This is a genomic window from Ruminococcus sp. (assembly GCF_016287535.1).
GTDB lineage: Bacteria > Bacillota > Clostridia > Oscillospirales > Ruminococcaceae > Ruminococcus.
The window spans coordinates 67,085-89,780 of sequence record NZ_JAEFAJ010000003.1; the positions used below are offsets into that span (position 1 = coordinate 67,085).

The 22,696-nt window shown below is 46.6% G+C and carries 23 protein-coding genes; 4 read left to right on the forward strand and 19 right to left on the reverse strand.

The genetic code is table 11. From position 1 onward, the window contains the following. The first annotated feature begins 41 nt into the window (after positions 1 to 41). Together QZZ36_RS02710 and QZZ36_RS02715 are read left to right on the forward strand one after the other, a co-directional pair. Entirely contained in the window at positions 42 to 677 is a 636-nt protein-coding gene (locus tag QZZ36_RS02710; protein ID WP_295076332.1) for a glycerol-3-phosphate acyltransferase, read from the forward strand. A gap of 77 nt (positions 678 to 754) precedes the next feature. Next, on the forward strand, positions 755 to 2,128 hold the full coding sequence (locus QZZ36_RS02715) for an MATE family efflux transporter (RefSeq protein ID WP_295076335.1): 1,374 nt from the start codon (positions 755 to 757) through the stop codon (positions 2,126 to 2,128). A 41-nt stretch (positions 2,129 to 2,169) separates the two neighbouring features. On the opposite strand, the gene QZZ36_RS02720 is transcribed toward QZZ36_RS02715, so the two are convergent. The 5 genes from QZZ36_RS02720 to QZZ36_RS02740 form a co-directional block, all read right to left on the reverse strand. Continuing rightward, the gene (locus QZZ36_RS02720) at positions 2,170 to 2,787 is read right to left on the reverse strand and encodes a rubrerythrin family protein (protein ID WP_295076338.1); all 618 of its coding nucleotides are present in this window, start codon (positions 2,785 to 2,787) and stop codon (positions 2,170 to 2,172) included. A 43-nt stretch (positions 2,788 to 2,830) separates the two neighbouring features. Further along, on the reverse strand, positions 2,831 to 3,052 hold the full coding sequence (locus QZZ36_RS02725; RefSeq protein WP_295076341.1) for a hypothetical protein: 222 nt from the start codon (positions 3,050 to 3,052) through the stop codon (positions 2,831 to 2,833). Positions 3,053 to 3,168: 116 nt separating this feature from the next. Continuing rightward, the gene (locus tag QZZ36_RS02730; protein WP_295076344.1) at positions 3,169 to 4,917 is read right to left on the reverse strand and encodes an NADH-dependent [FeFe] hydrogenase, group A6; all 1,749 of its coding nucleotides are present in this window, start codon (positions 4,915 to 4,917) and stop codon (positions 3,169 to 3,171) included. Between the two features lie 14 nt (positions 4,918 to 4,931). Then, on the reverse strand, positions 4,932 to 6,791 hold the full coding sequence (locus tag QZZ36_RS02735; RefSeq protein ID WP_295076545.1) for an NADH-quinone oxidoreductase subunit NuoF: 1,860 nt from the start codon (positions 6,789 to 6,791) through the stop codon (positions 4,932 to 4,934). Positions 6,792 to 6,861: 70 nt separating this feature from the next. Next, the gene (locus tag QZZ36_RS02740) at positions 6,862 to 7,356 is read right to left on the reverse strand and encodes an NAD(P)H-dependent oxidoreductase subunit E (protein WP_019678580.1); all 495 of its coding nucleotides are present in this window, start codon (positions 7,354 to 7,356) and stop codon (positions 6,862 to 6,864) included. A 609-nt stretch (positions 7,357 to 7,965) separates the two neighbouring features. On the opposite strand from QZZ36_RS02740, the gene QZZ36_RS02745 reads away from it, so the two are divergent. Both QZZ36_RS02745 and QZZ36_RS02750 read left to right on the forward strand, forming a co-directional pair. Then, positions 7,966 to 8,142 carry a DUF4250 domain-containing protein gene (locus tag QZZ36_RS02745; protein ID WP_295076347.1) on the forward strand — a complete coding sequence of 59 codons (177 nt, stop codon included), beginning with the start codon at positions 7,966 to 7,968 and terminating at the stop codon, positions 8,140 to 8,142. Between the two features lie 58 nt (positions 8,143 to 8,200). Beyond that, a complete protein-coding gene (locus QZZ36_RS02750; protein WP_295076349.1) occupies positions 8,201 to 9,751 on the forward strand; it encodes a dockerin type I repeat-containing protein in 1,551 nt (516 codons plus the stop codon). Positions 9,752 to 9,822: 71 nt separating this feature from the next. Here the strand turns inward: QZZ36_RS02750 and QZZ36_RS02755 are convergent, their stop codons facing one another. From QZZ36_RS02755 to QZZ36_RS02820, 14 genes are all read right to left on the reverse strand, one after another. Then, positions 9,823 to 10,392, reverse strand: a complete 570-nt coding sequence (locus QZZ36_RS02755; protein WP_295076351.1) for a manganese efflux pump MntP family protein — start codon at positions 10,390 to 10,392, stop codon at positions 9,823 to 9,825. Between the two features lie 97 nt (positions 10,393 to 10,489). After that, positions 10,490 to 10,990 (reverse strand): GNAT family N-acetyltransferase, encoded by a 501-nt coding sequence (locus QZZ36_RS02760; protein WP_295076354.1) that lies wholly within the window; start codon positions 10,988 to 10,990, stop codon positions 10,490 to 10,492. Positions 10,991 to 11,056: 66 nt separating this feature from the next. Beyond that, positions 11,057 to 11,791: a YebC/PmpR family DNA-binding transcriptional regulator gene (locus QZZ36_RS02765; protein WP_295076357.1), complete on the reverse strand. Its 735-nt coding sequence runs from the start codon at positions 11,789 to 11,791 to the stop codon at positions 11,057 to 11,059. A 4-nt stretch (positions 11,792 to 11,795) separates the two neighbouring features. Next, positions 11,796 to 12,218 (reverse strand): ribonuclease III domain-containing protein, encoded by a 423-nt coding sequence (locus QZZ36_RS02770; protein ID WP_295076360.1) that lies wholly within the window; start codon positions 12,216 to 12,218, stop codon positions 11,796 to 11,798. A gap of 1 nt (position 12,219) precedes the next feature. Further along, positions 12,220 to 13,497, reverse strand: a complete 1,278-nt coding sequence (gene obgE, locus QZZ36_RS02775; protein WP_295076363.1) for a GTPase ObgE — start codon at positions 13,495 to 13,497, stop codon at positions 12,220 to 12,222. Between the two features lie 67 nt (positions 13,498 to 13,564). After that, positions 13,565 to 13,849: a 50S ribosomal protein L27 gene (gene rpmA, locus QZZ36_RS02780; RefSeq protein WP_019678572.1), complete on the reverse strand. Its 285-nt coding sequence runs from the start codon at positions 13,847 to 13,849 to the stop codon at positions 13,565 to 13,567. Positions 13,850 to 13,851: 2 nt separating this feature from the next. Further along, complete coding sequence (locus QZZ36_RS02785) at positions 13,852 to 14,163, reverse strand: ribosomal-processing cysteine protease Prp (RefSeq protein ID WP_295076367.1); 312 nt, start codon at positions 14,161 to 14,163, stop codon at positions 13,852 to 13,854. 2 nt (positions 14,164 to 14,165) lie between these two features. Beyond that, positions 14,166 to 14,477 carry a 50S ribosomal protein L21 gene (gene rplU, locus QZZ36_RS02790; RefSeq protein WP_295076370.1) on the reverse strand — a complete coding sequence of 104 codons (312 nt, stop codon included), beginning with the start codon at positions 14,475 to 14,477 and terminating at the stop codon, positions 14,166 to 14,168. Between the two features lie 177 nt (positions 14,478 to 14,654). Further along, on the reverse strand, positions 14,655 to 15,854 hold the full coding sequence (locus QZZ36_RS02795; RefSeq protein WP_295076372.1) for a DUF6348 family protein: 1,200 nt from the start codon (positions 15,852 to 15,854) through the stop codon (positions 14,655 to 14,657). A 52-nt stretch (positions 15,855 to 15,906) separates the two neighbouring features. Beyond that, on the reverse strand, positions 15,907 to 16,872 hold the full coding sequence (gene prmA / locus QZZ36_RS02800; protein WP_295076375.1) for a 50S ribosomal protein L11 methyltransferase: 966 nt from the start codon (positions 16,870 to 16,872) through the stop codon (positions 15,907 to 15,909). A gap of 15 nt (positions 16,873 to 16,887) precedes the next feature. After that, positions 16,888 to 18,117, reverse strand: coding sequence for a dockerin type I domain-containing protein (locus QZZ36_RS02805; protein WP_295076378.1), 1,230 nt, complete (start codon positions 18,115 to 18,117; stop codon positions 16,888 to 16,890). A 20-nt stretch (positions 18,118 to 18,137) separates the two neighbouring features. Continuing rightward, the gene (locus QZZ36_RS02810) at positions 18,138 to 20,423 is read right to left on the reverse strand and encodes a transglutaminase-like domain-containing protein (protein ID WP_295076381.1); all 2,286 of its coding nucleotides are present in this window, start codon (positions 20,421 to 20,423) and stop codon (positions 18,138 to 18,140) included. Between the two features lie 3 nt (positions 20,424 to 20,426). Beyond that, a complete protein-coding gene (locus QZZ36_RS02815) occupies positions 20,427 to 21,599 on the reverse strand; it encodes a DUF58 domain-containing protein (protein WP_295076384.1) in 1,173 nt (390 codons plus the stop codon). Continuing rightward, the gene (locus tag QZZ36_RS02820; protein ID WP_295076387.1) at positions 21,596 to 22,534 is read right to left on the reverse strand and encodes a MoxR family ATPase; all 939 of its coding nucleotides are present in this window, start codon (positions 22,532 to 22,534) and stop codon (positions 21,596 to 21,598) included. The genes QZZ36_RS02815 and QZZ36_RS02820 overlap by 4 nt, the downstream gene beginning before the upstream one ends. Positions 22,535 to 22,696 lie beyond the last annotated feature (162 nt).

Here is a 22,696-nt window from a genome sequence, read left to right on the forward strand (position 1 = left end):
ATACAGGCAGTTCTTCTGCCTATATCGGGGGGATCATTTTTATGCAGGTCGTTCTCTGCGCTCTGCTCGGTTACTTCTTCGGAAATATCAATCCCGCATTCATCATTGCAAAATTCAAGGGATTTGATATCCGTGAAAGAGGTTCAGGCAATGCAGGCGCATCAAATACAGTAATAACGATCGGTAAGAAAGCCGGTCTGTTCGTAGCGCTGTTTGATATCTTCAAGGCAGTCGCTGCTTCGCTTATTGCCGCTTACCTTTTTCCTGAGATCAGATTCGCTAATATACTGTCAGGTTCATGCTGCGTCCTCGGACACATCTTTCCTGTACTTATGAAATTTCACGGAGGCAAGGGGCTCGCTTCTCTCGGAGGTACTATCCTCGCTTTCAGCCCGTGGATATTCGCCTTTCTTCTCGGCTTCGAGATAATCCTTGGTTTTTCGGCAGATTATGTCTGCGTCGTACCTGTCACCGGCTCGGTGATATTCACACTGATATACGCCCTTATGACGGGTGACCTTGTCGGCACGCTGATACTCTCTGCTGTGTCGATAGTAATTCTTCTCAAACATATACAAAACTTCAAACGTATTCAGAACGGCACTGAGGCACATATCAGCTTCCTGTGGAAAAAAGAGCAGGAGATCGCACGCATCAAGAAAAACACCAATGATTAAGAAAGTCCCTTCGGGGGCTTTTTTATGCCATTAAGCGCAGCCGCAGCTTCAGACAGCGGCAGATAGGAGTCAATTGTATGCATGGCAAAACTTCGGATATGTGTGAGGGACCTCTGGTCGGTAAGATCATACTTTATACCATTCCGATCATTCTGACCGGTATCCTTCAGCTTCTGTTCAACGCCGCCGATCTCGTCGTGGTCGGAAGGTGCTGCGGAGATATCTCGGTAGGCGCTGTCGGAGCTACCGGCGCTCTTATAAACCTTATGGTCAATCTTTTCATAGGTCTGTCCGTCGGCGCAGGCGTTACCGTTGCTCACGGCATCGGCGCAGGCAGAATCGAAGACGTTAGAAAAACTGTACATACAGCTATACCGGCTGCCATTATAAGCGGAGCTTTCCTGACGGTCATAGGCGTTGCTTTTTCAGGCACCTTCCTTGAGATGATGGACACTCCGTCAAACGTACTGCCGCTTTCGGCAGCTTATATGAAGATATACTTCTGCGGAACGATACCGAGTATGCTGTACAATTTCGGTTCGGCAATACTCCGCGCCGCAGGCGATACCAAGAGTCCGCTGTATTTCCTTACCGCAGCAGGAATACTTAATGTCATACTCAATCTGTTCTTTGTGATCGTGCTGAAAATGGACGTGGCAGGAGTTGCTCTCGCAACCTCCCTTTCACAGACACTGTCAGCGCTTCTGATAGTCCGGGCTCTTATGCGGCGTGATGACGCCTGCAGGCTTGAGCTGAAAAAAATGAAGATATACGGCAGGCAGCTGAAACGTATCATACAGATAGGCTTCCCTGCCGGACTTCAGTCATCTATTTTCGCAATATCCAATGTAATAATCCAGTCTTCAATAAATGAATTCGGCAACATATTAGGTCATGTGGTGCTGTCAGGCAATTCCGCAGCCCAGAATGTGGAAGGCTTCGTATACACTTCAATGAATTCCTACAGCCAGACCTCTCTCAACTTCACAAGCCAGAACTACGGAGCCGGAAAGCTTGACCGAATCAGCCGAATAATGTGGATATGCCTTGTCGCTGTTTTCTGCACCGGCGCTTTTCTCGGACTGACCGCCCTCTTCTTCGGCAGACCTATACTCTCGATATATCTCCACAACTCACAGGAAAGCATAAACTACGGTATGATACGTATGAGATACATAATGATACCATATTTCCTCTGCGGACTTATGGACGTTACCACCGGTCTGATACGAGGTCTGGGAAGATCCGTTCTGCCTATGCTTATTACCGTTATCGGCGTGGTCGGCATAAGACTCGGCTGGATATTCGGTGTATTCAGGATAGAGAGATATCACACTCTCCAGAGTCTCTACTTTTCATATACCATATCGTGGATAGTCACCTTTGCGGTCGAGCTCGGAGTTTTCATATTCATACTGCGGAGACTGAAAAAGGAACAGCAGAAGGTATAACCATGATACATCAAACAAGGGCGGCTCATGCCGCCCTTATCTTATTGCTTTAATGTTTCGCATGATGTGAATGCCGCCTCACATTCACGGATAAAATATCCCTGCGCAGCACGGCAGACAGGACACTCCTGCGGCGGTTCACTTCCCTTGTGGATATGACCGCAATTGAGGCACAGCCATACCTGCTCTGTGTCATCTGATCTGAAAAGCCTGTCCTCACGATAAAGCTTTCCGTAGTATTCAAATCTCTTGCGGTGACTTTCTTCTATCTCAGCTATCATCCGGAATTCCGACGCAATGTCGGAATATCCCTCGTCAGCGGCTATCCTTGCAAAGTCCGGGTACACGATACCGTGTTCCTTTTCTTCTTCCGCAGCGGACGCATCAAGAAGCTGCCTGATATCATCAAACACATCAGCAGGATATCCTGCCGCAATATCCACAGTCATACCGGCAGAATCCTTCAGGTCCTTCCAGAACACCATCGCATGACGTTCCTCCTGCTCCGCCGTGAAACGGAACATTCTCTCGATCCCGATAAGCTTCTGCTGCTGCGCGATAAGTGCAGCCTGATAATAACGCTGTCTTGCCTGGCACTCGCCGGCAAATGCCCGCATAAGATTCACACGGGTCTGACTTTCATTAAAAATTGTCTGCATGATACTACCTCCTTTTAAGGTAGTATCTGCATATCATGCATAATTATTCATCAAGTATCGTATAACGGTACTGCATTATATTTTCCGGATTCTTCAGGCGAATATTCTGAATATGACCGCACTGAGGGCAGGCGTCACATATCACCTGACTCCTTTTCGGCTTGAGTTTCTTTTCTTCGCCATCGGGATAAAACTGAACTGAATATGGGGTAATAAGAGTTCCCCTAACAACTCTTGCAGCACAGAATTCACAAACATTATCCATAAGCATTCCTCCTGATCTCATATCTTCTGTTTATATCATTATATCACTTATTGAATAATATGTCAACAAAAAAAGAGCGGACATATTGTCCGCTCTTCAATGAATTCAGCTTTTGATTATATTTCGTTAACTTTTCTCTTAACGTATGTAGTATGGAGAACCTCATGTGCCTTGTGGCTGCCGGGCTTCTCAAAGAACTCCTCGTAAACCTTCTTTATAGCAGGGTTCTCATGTGACTGTCTGAGAGGCATTGACTTGTCGAGGTTGTAGAGAACCTTAGCTCTCTCTTCTCTGATGTCAACGAAGTTTCTTACTCCCATAGGAACCTGAGGCTGACCGCCGCCGTTTACACAGCCGCCGGGACAAGCCATTATCTCAACGAACTGAGCGTCGCACTTGCCTGCTCTGATATCATCAAGCACCTTTCTTGCATTTGCAAGACCGCTTGTTACGATTACCTTTACCTTGTTGCCTGCAACATCATAGGTTGCTTCCTTGATATCCTTAGTACCGCGAACCTCAGGAAGATCTGTTACGTTCTCACCTGTGAGTGTATATACAGCTGTTCTGAGTGCAGCCTCCATAACACCGCCTGTAGCACCGAAGATAACGCCTGCACCTGTTGAGATTCCCAGCGGATCATCAAACTTCTCCTCAGGAAGTGAGTTGAAGAGTATGCCTGCACGCTCGATCATTCTGCCGAGCTCACGAGTTGTGAGAGCATAGTCAACATCAGGTACGCCAGCTGCGCTCTGATCGGGTCTGCCGATCTCGAACTTCTTTGCTGTACATGGCATGATAGATACCATAACGATGTTCTTGGGATCAATACCCATTTTCTGAGCGTAGTATGTCTTAGCTGTTGCGCCGAACATCTGCTGAGGCGACTTGCAGCTTGAAAGATGATCGAGAAGATCAGGATAGTAATGCTCGCAGAACTTGACCCATCCTGGTGAGCATGATGTGATAAGAGGAAGTGTTCCGCCGTTTGAGAAACGATCAAGGAACTCGTTTGCTTCTTCCATGATAGTAAGGTCAGCAGCAAAGTCTGTATCGAATACCTTGTCGAAGCCGAGTCTGCGGAGAGCCGCAGCCATCTTGCCTTCTGCGTTTGTACCGATAGGATTGCCGAAGCACTCGCCTAGACCTGCACGAACAGCAGGAGCTGTCTGTACAAGAACTGTCTTCTCAGGATCAGCGATAGCTGCCATAACTTCCTTAGTGTAGTCCTTCTCTGAGAGAGCGCCTACAGGACATACTGCGATACACTGTCCGCAAGATACGCAGCTTGTCTCGCCAAGGCCCATATCAAATGCAGAGCCGATATATGTCTTGAATCCGCGCTCGTTTGCGCCGATAACACCGATACCCTGTGTCTTTGCACATACTGCTACGCAGCGGCGGCAAAGGATACACTTGTTGTTGTCACGGTACATATGAGGAGCTGAGTTGTCTACCTCATACTCGTTCTTAACGCCGTCATATACTGTAGCGTCCTCTACGCCGTAGTCCTTTGCAAGCTTCTGGAGCTCGCAGTTTCCGCTTCTTACGCAGGAGAGACACTTTCTGTCATGAGTTGAAAGTATGAGCTCAAGAGTTCTCTTTCTTGACTCGATGACCTTGGGTGAACTTGTGAGGATCTCCATATTGTTGGAACAGGGATATACGCAGCCTGCTACCAGACGGAAGCCTCTGCCCTCATTTACCTCTGTAACGCAGATACGACAGGCGCCGATCTCGTTGATCTCCTTCATATAGCAAAGTGTAGGAATTTCAAAGCCTGCCATGTGAGCAGCCTCAAGAACAGTGGTGCCCTTGGGAACTTCTAATTCAACACCGTTGATTTTAACTGTAATATTTTCCATCACTATTCCTCCGCTTACTTCTTGATGATTGCCTTGAACTTACAGGTTGCGATACAAGCACCGCACTTCACGCACTTAGTCTTGTCGATCTCCATTGCAGCAAGCTTCTTGCCGGGAGCGATGTAGTCGGTTCTTGAGATAGCGGAAGCAGGACACTGCTTAGCACACATACCGCATCCGATACACTTATCCTTTTCGATCTCGAAGCTGAGGAGGTCCTTACATACGCCTGCAGGACACTTCTTGTCAACTACATGAGCGATATACTCGTCGCGGAAGCATCTGAGTGTTGAAAGAACAGGGTTCGGAGCTGTCTGTCCGAGACCGCAGAGTGAGTTTGCCTTTACATGGTAAGCAAGCTCTTCGAGCTTGTCGAGGTCTTCGAGAGTACCCTTGCCCTTTGTGATCCTGTCAAGGATCTCCCACATTCTCTTTGTACCGATACGGCATGGTGTACACTTACCGCATGACTCGTCAACAGTGAATTCGAGGAAGAACTTTGCGATATCGACCATACAGTTATCTTCGTCCATAACGATAAGTCCGCCTGAACCCATCATTGAACCGATACCGATGAGGTTATCGTAATCGATCGGGATATCGAAGTTTGAAGCGTCGATACATCCGCCTGAAGGACCGCCTGTCTGAGCAGCCTTGAACTTCTTGCCGTTGGGGATACCGCCGCCGATCTCTTCGATAACTTCGCGGAGGGTTGTACCCATAGGAACTTCAACAAGTCCTGTGTTCTTGATCTTTCCGCCGAGAGCGAATACCTTTGTACCCTTTGACTTCTCGGTACCCATTGATGCGAACCACTGCGCACCGTTGAGGATGATCTGAGGAATATTAGCGTATGTCTCAACATTGTTGAGGATAGTAGGCTTCTGGAAGAGACCTTTTTCAGCAGGGAAAGGAGGTCTCGGACGGGGCTCACCACGGTTGCCCTCGATAGATGTCATAAGAGCTGTCTCCTCACCGCAGACGAAAGCGCCTGCACCGAGACGAAGATCGATATCGAAGCTGAAATCTGTTCCGAAGATGTTCTTGCCGAGCATACCGTTTTCACGAGCCTGCTTGATAGCGATGTTAAGGCGCTCAACAGCGATAGGATACTCAGCACGTACATATATGTAACCCTGTGAAGCTCCGATAGCGTAACCTGCGATGGTCATAGCCTCAAGCACAACATGAGGATCACCCTCAAGTACGGAACGGTCCATGAATGCGCCCGGATCGCCCTCGTCGGCGTTACAGCAGACATACTTCTGGTCAGCGTTGGGAACGATATTTCTTGCGAGCTTCCACTTCATACCTGTGGGGAATCCGCCGCCTCCGCGTCCGCGGAGACCTGAATCGAGGATAGTCTGGATAACGTCCTCAGGAGTCATCTCTGTGAGTACCTTGCCGAGAGCAGCATAGCCGTCGCGTCCGATGTACTCATTGATATTCTCAGGATTGATAACACCACAGTTTCTGAGAGCTACACGGTGCTGCTTTTTGTAGAATGAAGTATCGTCAAGAGACTTGATCTCGTCGCCTACGACTGTCTCCTCATAGAGGAACTCCTTAACAGGGCTGCCGCCGATGAGGTGCTCGTCAACGATACGTGGGATCTCCTCTACCTTAACGCGTGAGTAGAAAGAGCCCTCGGGATATACGATCATGATAGGTCCGCGCTCACAGAGTCCGAAGCAGCCTGTCTTAACGATCTGTACTTTATCTTTAAGTCCCTTTTCTGCGAATTCCTTTTCAAGCTCTTCAATGATCTTGGGTGAGCCTGAAGATGTACATCCTGTACCGCCGCAGACAAGGACGTGTCTTTCATATTTTGAAGAAGCATTGCCATGTGTTCTGAGAGCAACCTCGCCCTTCATGCTGTCTCTGACAACCTTGAGTTCTTCAAGAGTCTTCATAAGTTAACCTCCTAATTGGTTATGTTTGGAATTAAGCGTATTTTTCGATGATCTTGTCAACGTCGTCAACAGTGAGACGGCCGTAAACATCTTCATTTACTGTGAGAACAGGTGCAAGTCCGCAAGCGCCTATGCAGCGGCAAGCATCAAGAGAGAACTTACCATCGGGAGTGCACTCGCCTCCGCCAATTCCAAGTTTTTCCTGGAGCTTATTGTAGATGTCTCCGGAACCCTTTACATAGCAGGCTGTACCGAGACAGACTGAAATTGTGTACTCGCCCTTGGGATAGAGTGAGAACTGGGCGTAGAAGGTAACAACGCCGTAGATCTTCTCAAGAGGGATACCTGTGTTGTCGGAAATAATTGCCTGAACCTCGATCGGAAGGTAGCCGTAGATCTCCTGGGCTTTCTGAAGGATCGGCATGAGTGAACCCTTGTCGTTCTTCTTCTCTTCGATGACCTTGAGGAGCTCAGCCTCCTGCTCGGGGGTACCCTTGAAGGGAACAGTTGATTTAGCTGAATTCATTAAATGAACCTCCTTAGTATTAGCTGTGAAAAATGTAACAATGTCACGCATAAAAATTATGAGACAAATGCCATATCTCACATATCTTTACTATTATACCATATATAAAAAAATATTTCCATCGCCATTTTAGCCTAATTAGACTCTACTTTAATGTGCATTTTATACAAATACAGCAAATTGCGTAAAACTGCCTGTTTTTAACACTTACACTTGTAAAGGCTCTTAGTTTACCGATAGGTTTTAGTAAAAATGCCCTGACATTTGTTCCGTGTCAGACTTTAATGTATTTTTAATTTGTTAAATCAAATATTTTTAGTCCTTTTATGTCAGTTTTTCTTCAATCATGGTAAAAGACCCGCTTATCATCAATATATGATTTATCATTTAATCCAAGCGTTTCATAAAATAATATAACATAATACTTATTTACAAAAAATTCAAATACAATATCTCCTCATCTTTATTGACAAACCTCTTTTATTATTGTATATTAAAATTATAACATACACGCAAACAGCGTATCTGCGCCGTTTACGTTCTGTTTTCAGAACGTCCTGCACTGCGTTCTGTCATTATTGATAACCGTTAAACAGAAAAGGAGAAATTATGAGTTTACCAAACGATCCTGTTATTTTACTGAGCTATATCAATACGCTTCTGCGTGACAAGTACCCGTCATACGAAGAGCTTTGCAAAAGCCTTTGCGTTTCAGCGGACGATATCGAACACAAGCTTAACAGGATAGGATATGTTTACGATCCTGATACAAATTCATTCAGATAGTATCCGTACAAGAGGATACTGAACAGATGCTCATTGCATCTAAAATATGGGAGGGCTTATGAAACAGTTAATAAAAACAATCACAGCTTTTTCGGCTTCAGCCGTTATAGCTGTCTGCTCCGCGATCTCAGGCGCAGCCATAGGAGCTGACACCACGGAAACCAAGACATACACAGTTCATTTCGACCTCAGCGAAGAGGGAGTTTCAATTGCTCCCGACGAAAACGATAATATTCCGGAGATCACTGATATCACCAAAAAGAGCAACAGTTCCTTCTTCATTCCCGACGCAGAGCTTGTAAGAGATGGCTACAAGTTCTCAGGCTGGACTGAAGACGATATCAAAGGATACGTAAAAGGCGAAGTATGCAGGGTCACCGACCATGATATCACTCTTCATCCCGTATGGAGCGTTGCAGACGATAAGGAATTCCACACCGTGACCTTCAGGGTAGAGTGGGACGGTCAGATCGATAAGGAAGCCGAAGCACTTGTTCCTCCTGCAAAGAGACAGGCAGGCAAATTCGTTACCATACCTCTTTATACATTTCCCCGCGCCGGCTACAAGCAGCGCGGCTGGACTGACGGTACCACCGAGTTCGCAGGCGAAGAACACCTTATTGTTCACGATGAGGATATCACTCTCGTACCTAATCTGAAAAAAATATACAATCTCACCTATTCTGTCGGCGATGCGGACAGAATAAACGGAGTTACCTACCTTCAATTTGAAATTGCCGAGACCACACCTACAAACCTCCAGAACAATGACCGTTTCTCACGCAATGGTTTCAGAGTGTCCGGCTGGCACTGTGAAAACGACGGAAAAGACTACGAGCCCGTCGCACAGTTCATAATGCCTTCAGAGGACGTACTTATGACGCCTATCTGGGAGCCGATAAAATACACCATCAACTTCAAGCCTTCAAGCAATACAGCTGACTATATCAAAGTCCAGGGCTTTACGGACACAGCTATAACCGCTCCGGAATGCAGTTACGTAAAGGAAGGCTACACATTCGCAGGCTGGAAGCGTGATGATGTCATCATTCAGCCCGGCGAGGAATACATTATCCCCGGCGCCGCCCCCGGCATGGGCATTTCATTCACCGCTGTATGGACAGAAGAAAGCGGTGATACGACAACCACCACAGCTTCAGGTGAAACCTCCACGACCACAACCACAAGCGCAACAACAACGACAACAACTTCTTCCGCAACAACTTCCACTACTTCATCCGAAACAACTGCCACCACAACGGTTTCCACCACTGCAGAAACAACTTCAAGCGAAACAACCGCTACAACAACTACCGTAACGACCACAAATGAGTCTGAGGTAACCTTATACGGCGACTCCAACTGCGACGGCAATATCGATATGGCTGACGCCGTACTCATTATGCAGGCACTTGCCAATCCCGACAAGTACGATGTCAGCGGAACCTCTGAAAACCATATCACCGAGACAGGCAGACTGAACGCTGACGTTGAACCGTCCGTAAAGGGACTGACTACAAATGATGCTCTGACTATACAGTTATATCTTCTCAAAAAGATAGATGATCTTCCTGTTGCGATAGAGCTGCCTGTTATAGATTTTAATTAAAAGGACTGCCAAGACAGTCCGTATAACGTAAAATGACCGAGGGTATATCAAAAAGCCCTCGGTTTTTTGTTTTATATAACGCCAAGTCCTTCAAGCAGAAGTTTTACACCTATACCTATAAGTATCAAGCCTCCGACTATCTCAGCTCCCTTTTCGTATTTGCTTCCGAACCTGTGTCCGATAAATACACCCGCCAGTGACAGCGCAAAAGTTATAACGCCTATCATAATCACAGAGAAGAACAGATCCGTCTTTTCCGCAGCAAATACAATTCCAACCGCCAGAGCATCGATGCTTGTGGCAACAGCCAGCAATACAAGCTCCTTTATGTCAAGACTGTACTCCTTGCCGCTTTCATCGTCGTCATCGCCTTTTACGGCTTCAAATATCATTTTGCCGCCTATAAAAGCAAGAAGTCCGAATGATACCCAATGACTGAACGAGCTTATCACATCGTCAAAACGGCTTCCGAGGAAATATCCGATCGCTGGCATTACTCCCTGAAATACACCAAAAAACAAAGCTGTGATTATTCCGCCTTTAAGGTTCAGCTTTTTCATGCTGAGTCCCTTACAGACTGATACTGCGAAAGCGTCCATCGCAAGTCCGACTGAAATAAGAAGCAGTTCCGTTATCGACATAAACTAAATCATCCTCTCGTAATAATCAGGATAACTTTGCTTATTATATACTATATGAATTTGCAAGTCAATACATTACAGTTTGTACCATGTAACTTCATAGAGTGTATTCCATAATATAATCGTCCATCACATAACCGTTACCGATATCGGTAACTGCCTTGTCGGCGATCACGAAGCCGGTTCTGAGATAAACAGCTATAGCACGTTCATTGTGCTTGTTCACTGTGAGGTATACCTTTTCCTTGCCGCAGTTTTCTGCCTCTTCAAATATCTTTTTCAGCATAAGAGAGGCTATTCCCCTGCCGCGCTTGTCGCTTCTGAGGTAGAGCTTGCTGAGGAAGAACCTATTATCTCTTTCAGGCTTTACGCCGATATAACCGCAAAGCTCAGCATTCTCACGTACAGCGTAATAGCTGTAATCCTGTTCGGCAATCTGGCTGGTCATAGCCTTGTACGACTGAAACTTTTCGACCATGTAATCTATCTGTCCCAGGCTTATTATATCAGTAAAGCACTCGTGCCATACAGTATCCGCAAGCTCAGATATTTCTCTGAGCTCAGTATCGCTGCTTACTTTATTTATGGTTACAGCCATAATTCTTCTCCTTATAAAAAATGAAGAATAAAGATATCCTCTCTATCCTTCATTTTTACGTCTTTATTATTCTTCGTCCGGCATTTCCCAGTTGTGGTAAACATTCTGAACATCGTCGTTCTCTTCAAGGTGTTCAAGGAGAAGATTCATCTTCTTTATGTGATCCTCATCTGTAAGTGATGTGTATGTTGACGGGATCATCTCAGACTCTGCTGAAATTACATTGTAGCCCTTTTCAGTAAGTCCCTCGCGGAGAGCGTGTACGTTTTCGGGAGCGCACTCGATCTCTACAGTCTCCTCATTGATGTCGAAGTCCTCGCCGCCGAACTCAAATACGTCCTCCATTACCTTGTCCTCGTCGAGACCGGTATTCTCAAGGATAACGATGCCCTTGTTCGTGAACATGAAGGATACACAGCCGATAGTACCGAGGTTTCCGCCGAACTTGTCGAAGTAGTGACGCACCTCGCCTGCTGTTCTGTTCCTGTTGTCGGTAAGACACTCAACGATAACCGCAACACCGTTAGGGCCGTATCCCTCATAGGTGATGTTCTCATAGTTGTTCTTGTCACCGTCGCCGGCAGCCTTCTTGATTATACGGTCAATATTGTCGTTTGGCACATTGTTGGCCTTTGCCTTTGCGATAAGGTCACGAAGCTTCGCGTTGTTGTTGGGGTCGGCGCCGCCTTCCTTTACGACAACTGTGATCTCACGTCCGATCTTGGTGAAGATCTTACCCTTTGCAGCGTCGGTTGCTTCCTTCTTACGCTTGATATTGTTCCATTTTGAATGACCTGACATAGTTTTACACTCCTATCTGTTCATTATTATTAAGATCTGAATTTATGATAAGTTCAAACAGCTCGCGGATACGCTCTCCGCAGCCTGTAAGATAAAGATATCCGAACAGGCACTCCAGCGCTGTGGCTCTGCGGTATTCCGCAGCGTCCGCGTGCTTGGGAACGGTATTTCCCGTAGCGTTCCTGCCTCTTTTAAGAACAGCCAGCTCATGCTCGCTCAGCGTCTCCGCCACAAGATCGTATGCCTTTGACTGGAACTCGGCACATACCAGCTGTATCTTTGCGGAATGTAGCTTCGCAACAGGCATATTCGCCTGACGCAGCAGATACTCTCTCACAAGGGTATCGTACACGCTGTCCCCAAGGAAAGCAAGGGTAAGCGGACTGTATGAATTTGCTTCACGCTCTGTCAATTTTTCCGTACTCATATCAGTTTACAAAGTCGAACTCGAAGCCCTCAAGGCTTACGGTGTCGCCCTCCTGCACTCCCATTTCCTCAAGCTTTGCAATAATGCCGCTGTTGATAAGTACACGCTGGAAATACTGCAATGAGGAATAGTCGTCCGGATCAACGGTACGCATGATAGGCTGTATCCACGGCGCGTCAACGTAATAAACGCCGTCCTCGACTGTGATCTCGAACTTCTTGTCCACGCCCAGCATTTCGTCGAGTTCAGCCTGCGGTATAGGCTCTGCTTCAAATTCACGTATGGGCGGCAGGGTATCGAGTACCTCCGCTACCTTGTTCATGAGCTCGGCAGTTCCCTGTGTAGTCGCAGCTGATATACAGAAAAATGGTATATTCTTATCCTCTATATACTTCCTGAACTTTTCTATCTGTTCGTCTGTAGCCATATCGGTCTTATTAGCCGCTACTATCTGAGGACGTTCTGCAAGCTCCTCGTTGAACTTGGCAAGCTCCGCATTGATGACCTCGAAGTCCTCACAGGGATCACGGCCCTCAATGCCCGATACATCGACTACATGAACGATAAGGCGGCATCTCTCAACGTGTCTGAGGAACTCGTGTCCGAGTCCGATGCCGTCGCCTGCGCCTTCGATAAGTCCTGGGATATCTGCCATTACAAACGACTTTTCATCGTCCACCCTCACCACGCCGAGTACGGGAGTAAGAGTTGTAAAATGGTAATTTGCTATCTTAGGCTTTGCCGCACTGACAACCGATATAAGTGTTGATTTGCCAACATTCGGGTATCCTACAAGTCCGACGTCAGCAAGGAGCTTCAGCTCCAGTGTTACCTCGAACTCCTCTCCGGGATATCCAGGCTTTGCAAACTTGGGTATCTGGCGGGTGGAAGTAGCGAAATTCACATTTCCCTTTCCGCCATTTCCTCCCCTTGCAAGGACCTTCGGCTCATCAGAGGACATATCAGCCATTATCCTTCCGCTTTTTGCTTCACGGATGACAGTGCCTCTCGGCACTTTTATTATAAGGGGCGGAGCGCTCTTGCCGGTGCAGTTTCTTCCGCTGCCATTCTCACCGCGTTCTGCCACATATTTTCTTTTGTACCTGAAATCAATAAGAGTCGAGAAATTATCATCGACCTGAAAAACCACGTCTCCGCCGCGTCCGCCGTCACCGCCGTCGGGACCGCCCGCCGCTACATACTTCTCACGGTGAAAGGACACCGCACCGTCGCCGCCGTCGCCGGCCTTGATCTTTATTTTTGCCTGATCAACGAACATTCCTGACCTCCGTTTCTAAAGAAAAATCCCAAGCAAATGCTCGGGATTTATTGTCACGTTATGGCTGTTACTGCTCAATCTCGTAAACAGAAACCTTCTTACGGTCACGGCCGTAACGCTCAAACTTAACCTTACCGCTTACTGTTGCGAATAATGTATCATCTGAACCGATACCTACACCGTTGCCGGGATGGATATGTGTACCTCTCTGACGAACGAGGATATTGCCTGCCTTAACGAACTGTCCGTCTGCTCTCTTAACGCCAAGTCTCTTAGCCTCAGAGTCACGTCCGTTCTTTGTAGAACCAACGCCCTTTTTATGAGCGAAGAACTGCATACTGATCTTTAACATACTTACACCTCCGAAATAGTGATATTAATTGTGTTGGGGAACTCCTCAAGGACAGCTTCAAGGTGCAGCCTGAGCTGCTCAAGTATCATACCAGCCGACTTATCATTGCCTTTCACCTTACAGCCTATGACATTATCCCCGACCTTAACGCTGACCGGGATATCAAAACTGTCAAGAATATTGACAGAAAGCTGTACCGCTGACGAGACTGCCGCACAAACGACGTCCTCACCTGCATCGGCATAACCTGAATGTCCGCTTATCTCAAAGCCTGTCAGAAGCCCCTGCTTTTCATAAAAATCTGCGCGGATCATGATCAAGCCTTGATAGCTTCGATCTTTACCTGAGTGTAAGGCTGTCTGTGGCCCTGCTTCCTCTTCTCACCCTTCTTGGGCTTGTAAGTGAAAACAGTGATCTTCTTAGCCTTGCCGTTCTTAATAACCTTAGCGCTTACTGCTGCACCGTCAACATAAGGTGTACCGATCTTGAGGCCATTGTCTGCTCCGAGAGCTACTACCTTGTCGAAAGTAACTGTCTCATCAGCCTCAGCTGCGAGCTTCTCAATGAAGATGATATCTCCCTCGTTTACCTGATACTGCTTTCCGCCGGTTTCAATAACTGCGTACATATTGTGGCACCTGCCTTTTCAATAAACTCGCTGTTACAGGCGTGTGAAGGCACAACTTTAGAGCCTGTTTACAAGCGGCAATAATATTTTATCACAAACATCTGTCTTTGTCAAGCATTTTTTCCAATATTCCGAAAAAACTTCCCCTGAATTCATCAGGGGAAGAATATTTCACTTTTACCAGACTCTGTAGCCCTCGTGACCGATCTTATATGAAGTACCGGGAACATAGAGCTCCTCCGGCTTGAGTTCCTTGCCGTTCTCCTTAGCGGTATCTATAGCTCTTTTAAGCTCCCTGAACGCAACGCTGTTGGTAACGATGCGTGTTACCTCCTCCTGACTCGGCTTTTCACTGAGGCGCTCAAGTACAGCCTGCTGGAGATAGAAGTATGAGCGGAGCTGCGTCTTCTTGAACTCAATGCTCTGCTGCTCATCTCCCTCGCCTTCAAGAAGGAAGAGGCTGTCTCCCTCACGATATCCAAGAGTAAGCTTTGCATATATTTCAGGTATGAATACTCTGATCTCGGCGGCAAGATTCTTGTCGCCCTCAACGAGTTCTTCGAGCTTGTTGGACATTTCGATGTACTCGTCGCGGTTCTTGATCTGCTCCATCATCTTGATCGTCTCTTTTGCAGCGTTCATTACAAGCTCCTTCTTGAAAGGACACTGGTCGTCCTCACGCTGAACAAATATAGCATACTGCTTCTCGGATACGAAGGTCTCCTCCGCGTTCATTTCCTTTTCAACGTATTCCTCAAAATACTTGGGGAGCTCAACGCATACAGAACCGTTTATACGTACCTCTATGATCTTCTTTTCCTTGTACTTTGCAAGATATATCCTCAGCCAGTAATACTTCTTTGAACCGATATACTTGGGTATCTCGTTTCTGATGAAGTTTATGAGCATTGTTGGCTGCTTGTCCTTTACGCCTATTCTTACCACCGACTGGCAGTAAACGTCAAAATCATAGTGCTGTCTGAGGTAGTCAACAGGTATATGAAGCGGATTGGTCTTTGTTATCGACTGGTCGAGAGGATGCCATACTCCGCCGTGGAATATCTCAACAGCCATATTCGCAGCCTCGGCGTCGTCCTTGCCCTGAGCGTCCACAGGATCGATGAGCGGCTCGTCAAAGTCATCGTGCTTCACTATGAATATTACCTGTATCACTTTGAGCTCATCGATAACTTCTTCTCTGCCTATCTGAACGTCGATAGTAAAGCCCTTTGGCATTATAACGCAGTCATCATAAAGAGTACCGTTAAGCTTGGCGTTGAGTGATTCAAGCACCATCTTCTTCATCTCAGATCTCGTATCAGCAGTCTGTTCTGCTATCTCTTCCTTCTGGTTGTTCTTCTTCTTAAAAAGTCCCATGTTCTATTCTCCTTAAAAATAATTGTTATATCAATATATGCTTTGCATAATATTAAACAGTAAATTTAACTGCTGCCCAGCCCTCGCGGACCTCCGGCTCCGGCTCCCTGAAGCCTGCGGATATGAGCGCGTCTATGACCTCGTTCATTCTCTCCTCGATGATACCCGAAACTATGAGTATGCCACCGTCTCTGAGATATCGGCGGAAGCTCTCCTTCATAGCGATAAGAACGTCAGCAACTATATTTGCCGCAATAATATCATACTTATCGTCGATCTCATCAGCAAGCTTCTCATCAGTAAGGATATTGCCGAAATAAGTCCTGTATTTATCGGGTGAGATATGATTCTTGACTGCGTTTTCCTTTGCAGTCACCGCTGCGTTTTCCTCGATATCAACTGCGACCGCGCTGTCCGCTCCGAGCAGCATGGCTCCTATGGAGAGTATTCCGCTTCCGCAGCCCATATCAAGCAGCTTGTCCCCTTTATTGAGGTATTTCTCAAGCACTTCAAGACATAGTCTTGTGGTATGATGTTTTCCGGTGCCAAAGCTTGAAGCGGGATCTATCTCAAGGATTATCCTTCCGTCAGAGTTGTCGTAATCCTCCCATGAGGGCTTTATGACAAGCTTTTCGCCAACCTTGAAGGGCTTGAAATACTGCTTCCAGTTATTTGCCCAGTCCTCTTCGCGGATACTTGTCATCTCAGCTTCAAGGCGTCCGTATGCTCCTTCCTTGTCAGCAGCCTTCATCTCTGAAAGCATTGACTTTATTGAAATGAGCATTTCCGCGCCCTGGCCGTTTGCAGGGATATATACCGTGATACAGGTCTCACATTCCGAAAGCCCCATAAGGTCGTCATCGATATAGTCCCATTGACCGTTCTTGTTTTCAAGGAACTCCTTGAAATCCTCAGGATCCTTTATGGAAAAGCCCTTGATACCGATATCCTCCAGCTTCGAGCAAAGCAGCTCAATGCCTTCGGTAGTAGTGTAGATATTGACTTCTGTCCATTCCATGTAAATTTTTTCTCCTTAACTGCAGACGCGCATTAGGAAAATGAGCACGTCCGTATTATCGATATTTCCGTCGCCGTTGATATCGGCGGCGGCTGTCTCGCTGCCTGTCAGCACCGAGACCCCCTCTGGCAGTCTGCCGGAACTGCTGAGGTATTCATTTATTATTGCGAGGTCATACTCGTCGGATACGCCGTCGTTGTTTATATCTCCCACAGAAAGCTCACGCTCCTCGGCAAAGCCGAAGCACTCAAGATTGATCCAGCCTTTTCTGCCGCCTATCCTGACCTCTCCGAAGCCGCCGCTCACGCTGAGTACCCTGACAATATTTCCGTTCTCCACTGAAATATCCGACGCGCTCTTTTCATTCGGCTCCGAATAAACAGCTGCTTTGCTTTCAGTGCAGTAGTACTCTCCTGTTTTATAAACAGCAGGAGCTGCCTTGGTAGTCGCTTTAGCCGTAGTTGAGACCATTGTGCTTGTCGCTGACTTTGGATCAGCTGAAGCGGAAGCGGTAGTTGATCCGGATTTTGCAGAAGTGGTCGTCGTCGCAGTCTGCGTTGTCACTGTTGCACCTTCTGAGTGAACAGCTGTTGTTGTAACAGCTTCCTCCGCGCTGACGTCATAGAGGGGTGTAAAGCCGCTGTAGGGTTCTTTTCCCTTGAGAGTCTGATATACCGTTATATTCTCGTTCTTATAGGCTTCAAACAAAAGTATCTCATCCTTTGCCGGGTCAGCCATATATACGTCGTCGCCTATTACACCGTCAATGTATACCCAGTGTCCGCCTACGTTGCATATAACATAGCTTCCGGCATCGAGCAGCGCCTTTATCTCAGCAGCCTTGCCGCTCTTATCTTTTGAAGTGAATTCAAGATTATAAGATGAAATACTTATCTCTTCCACTACCTTGCTGACTGAACTCCATGAGGAAAGTCCTCCCCATTGATTGAAGGCGTGTATGTCATTGAGGTCTTTTGAGAATACTCCGGGATCAAAGCTTTCCGTATCCCTTGCGCCTGATGCCACGGCCACCATAGCTATCGACGTCATATAGCAGCCGGACTGACGCACTGTCGAACCGCCGATAGGATTATTTCCCCAGCGCTCGTCATTCTGGCGCCAAAGGCGGAAATCCCCGGCAGCTGCAGCTGCCGCCTGCGGTCTGTATGCTCCTGCAAGTATAGCGATGACCGCAAATACGATAAGCAGGAGACCTGTTATTCTTTTTTCTTTTACATTTCGCATAATCAACCTCCGTTCAAAGGTTACCGGTCTGTTATGCGTCTCCTTTTTCTGGATTCCCTGAACGCTTCATATGCCCTTATGTATTCGTTCAGAGCCTTTTCTTTTTCATTTGTATTTATTTTTTCGCCGCCGTATACCGATCTGTCGAAAAGATCGGCAGTATATGATATATCCGCACCGGAGCTTTCATGTACGAAAGAGCTCACCTCATGGGAGGTATTGGCTTCATCTATATCATATACCTTGCATATCCTGTGTACAACAGCTGTTACGGTATCGTTCGGCATACGTTTCCTGCTTCTCAGTATAAAGAGCTTATGTGATATCCAGGGATAAGCCATTGCAAACAGCACAGCCACGCAAAAGCCTATCAGCATTATAAGTCCTGCCATCGAAAGCATATCAGTAGCAGTTTTGCCTTTTTTAGCGTAGTTGATATCGGTTATCGTAGGTTCAAAGCTTATCCAGCCGTAGCCCTTTATGTAGAGTTCCGGGAAACCATGAGCGTCAGCCTCAACCACCACGAAATTAGTATCGGGATGGATCTGACCGCCCTCCAGCCTGGTCATATTATACCCCTCGCAGTATCTTGCAGGTATTCCTGCCGCCCTAGCGAGCAGCACCATAGAGGTCGCATATTCATAGCAGACACCTGTTTTTGTCTCAAACAGGAAGTCCTCTGCGTTTTCGCCCTTCTTTTTCCTGTAATCAAGATCGTAGACGTAATCATTGTTATAGAAATACGATTCGAGCACAAGAGCCTTGTCGTAATCTGAATCTATGCCGTCCGTAAGCGCGTCCGCCAGAGTCTTGATACGTTCATTATCACCGTAATCCAGCTCAAGGTCGATAAACTGATCGTAATACTGATAATCTCTCTTGAAATATGAGTAGAGTCTCTCGAAGTCCTCATCACCGCTGTAATTGTAATAGTTCTCACCAAGCACCCTGTCAGTATCTTCAAGAAGCTTGCGGTAATTATAGCCTGCAAGGTGATCAACGAACGCCTTGTTGCGCTGGTTGAAAAAGAACGTATTGGCGCTGTAGTCAAAGATGAATTTGTCGCCTTCCCTGAACTCGCCGCCCTTTGCATAAACCGTTCCGCCGTGGAAGCAGTACATACCTGTATCACGCGAGCAGTATTTGAGCGATATTGCAAACTGTGGTACAGGAGCCATATTCGCGTCCCAGTTTATCATGTAAAATGAGACATTCCTGACTTCCGGCTCAGAAAGCCCTGCCTTGACATACTGTCCGAGACCGTACTTATCCGCATAATCCTCGTCCAGCCTTGCGGCTTCAAGGAAAGCGTCGGCAAGTCCCATAGGCGAACCGATATTTACAGGAGCTCCGTCGGTCTCAATATCTATGCCCGTATCAGTGACCTCAGCAGACCACCTGTCAGTTTCATAATCATAGGTTGAACGCACAGCTGTTTTTATCCTGAGGCTTTCCATTGCGTCAGCTTCATAAACAGCATACTGAGAATTGTTCCTGCGGAACAATTCGGCAGATGAAGTATCTCTGAATACGTTTATCATAGCGTCGAGCCTGTCAGTAAGCGACTCGGCATTGATAAGTGTTTCGATCACGGTTCTGTCAGCTTCGACAGCAGGCTTGGGGATCAGCGCCGATATCACAGCAAATGCTGCGGCGTAAACAGCTATCGGTTTCCATGCTTTCCTCCTGTCTACAAACAGTGTTTTTTCATCGTCCCTGAGCTGACGGTAATAAACCATAAGGAGTATATATCCCACAGCAAGAAAAACTATGTATACCGTGGGCATCTTTTCATATTCCTTACCGTATATGGCAAAGGGTATGATAAAGATGAGGAAATTCATAAATATCCTGTAGCGCACCCTTGTAAAATAATACACAACGGAGCTCATGAACATAATGAACAGGATATACAGTCCGAGGGTATACCACTTACTGTAATCAAGTGAATCCTGCGGCGTAAGGAACCAGAGTCCCCATGAGATAGGGTATTTATCCTCTCCGGTCTCAAGCACTGCACGGAACACCCAAAGGGAAAAAATGCCTGATATCGAATAGACAAGGAATCCGAGGATATGGTGCTTCTGCATAAAATCGAATATACGGAAGAGCACCCAGCCTATGACAAAGGACAGCAAGCCCCACCCCAGCGAGGAAAAATATCCGAATGTGTCAGATTTGTCACGATTGCGGTAGTGGTACATGAGCGCCATCATTATCAGCACATTATACCACAGCACCGGATCCAGCAGAGTCCTGAGCAGAAATGCCTTCAGACTGAATTTTTTATTATTGGTCTCTTTCATTATTTATACCATTTTAAAGTTGTTCTCTTCATCAAGGTACCATAGCCGCAAAGATGATGTATTTACAGACGCCGCGGACAATCCGATAACACACGCATTGTCCGGATCCTCAACAGCATCACTGAGCTCGGAAAAACCGTTTCCTGCGTCGGTAGTAGCGATTATGCACGAACATACCGAGCTTCCTGCCTGTCTTATATCCACACGCACATCAGGGACTACCTTTACGGCAAGCACCTTCAGCAGCAGCTGATCCGGATAATCAGGATTGTCAACACTTTCGCACACAGTCGTACCATCGCCGGAACGATATACAAAATTACAGGCTATGCCCTGTTTTATCAGCAGGCTGAGCAGTCCGAAAACAGCACGTATAAGCTGTTCCTCGCCTCTTACCGCATTAATTGCAGGAACACTCTGTCTGCGGAAAAGGTCAAATACTATAACAGGCTGAACAGAAGCGACCGCTTCGTCCAGACGCACCATCAGCTTTGACTTCTTTGATGAGAGCTTCCAGTTTATACGCTTCAGCGGATCGCCGTGAACGTATTCACGATGCTCGTATCCGGGAGAAGTATTCGCCGTGAACATCATTGCGGTATCATTTTCTTCTTCCTCGTCGCTTGTAAGAACAGTTTCCGCAATCGAACGGAACAGCTGTGAGGAAGCTTTTATTTCAGGTATCTCCGGTATAACTCCTACAGAGACCGGCTGCGGCAGCGGAGTCTGTACCGCAGTTTTCATGAAACCAAGAAAACCGCATGAATATACGGCTCTTATGCCTACCTCGCCGTTTCCGCCTATGACACCGTTAAGCTCAAAGGTGAAGCTCTTTTTCTCCTCATTGAGCATTGTAAGCTTGCGGTTCATAATATCCTGAGTAAATATCTCCGTTGCATACGGACATATCTCTATGATACCAAGCGGAAATGAGCCTTTTTTACGTACAGTCACTGTAACAGACAGCGTACCGCCCTTCTGTACATAAGCGTCGCAGGTAAAGGATACCTTTACTCTTTTCCTTGCATAAAGCATGAAAAACAATGACACAAGCGGCGCAAACGCAACAAAGGCAAGCAGTATGATTCCCATTTCTCCGTCTACGTAGAATGTGAATATATAGACGAGAAACGCCACTGCAAGAACACCGGCGATACTCTTTATATGCTTTATCATCTGGTCATTGAGGGCACAGGGCAGTTCCTGAGTATATTCTCGACGTAAGCTTCGCCCGTACCGAAAGCGGTTTTTCCCTGAGGAGAAAGGATTATCCTGTGTGCAAGCACCGAGACTGCCGCGAACTTAACATCATCGGGAGTAACATATTCCCTGTCATAAATATAGGCAAACGCCTTTGCGGCTTTGAAAAGAGCTATGCTTCCGCGCGGACTTATGCCAAGAACTGTATTTCTGTCCGAACGTGTAGAGGATACGATATTGATGATGTACTGCTTTACACCATCGCTAACTCTTATCCTCTTTACCTCTTCCTGCATGGCTATGATATCATCAACGTGCATAACAGGTTCAGAGATATTGACAATAGGATTATGCATCTCCGTCCTGCCAAGGATCTCTGCCTCCTCATCAGGCGAAGGATAGCCCATGGACAGCTTTATGAAAAAGCGGTCCATCTGCGCCTCCGGAAGATGGAACGTACCGTATGTTTCAACGGGGTTCTGAGTTGCCATTACCAGAAAAGGCTTAGGAAGCCTGTGCGTAACACCGTCAAGGCTTATCTGGCGCTCTTCCATAGCTTCAAGAAGAGCAGACTGTACCTTCGGCGAAGCACGGTTTATTTCATCAGCGAGAAGAAAATTGCACATTACCGCACCGTCACGGTAAACGAATTCGCCCTGACTTGAATCGAGCATCGTAAAGCCCGCGATATCCGAAGGCATTACATCAGGGGTAAGCTGGATTCTGTTGAATTTGCCGCCTATAGAACGTGAAAGGGCTGTTATGAGCTGGGTTTTTCCGACTCCGGGAACATCCTCAAGCAATACGTGTCCCTCACACAAAAGAGCAGCTATCAGCTTGACAATTGTGTCCTGCTTTCCTACTATTACCTTGCCGACAGTACCGGCAAGCCTGCTTATATTTGCATTCATATGTTTTACCTCATTTTGGTGCTTTATATCCAGTTAAAACTATTATAACATATTTTGTCATTGACTTCAAGTGAAAAGCAAACGAAAAAAAAACTGTATTATTGTAACATTTCACAATAATACAGTTATTTTTATGCTATAAATTTGTCCAATTAATTATTT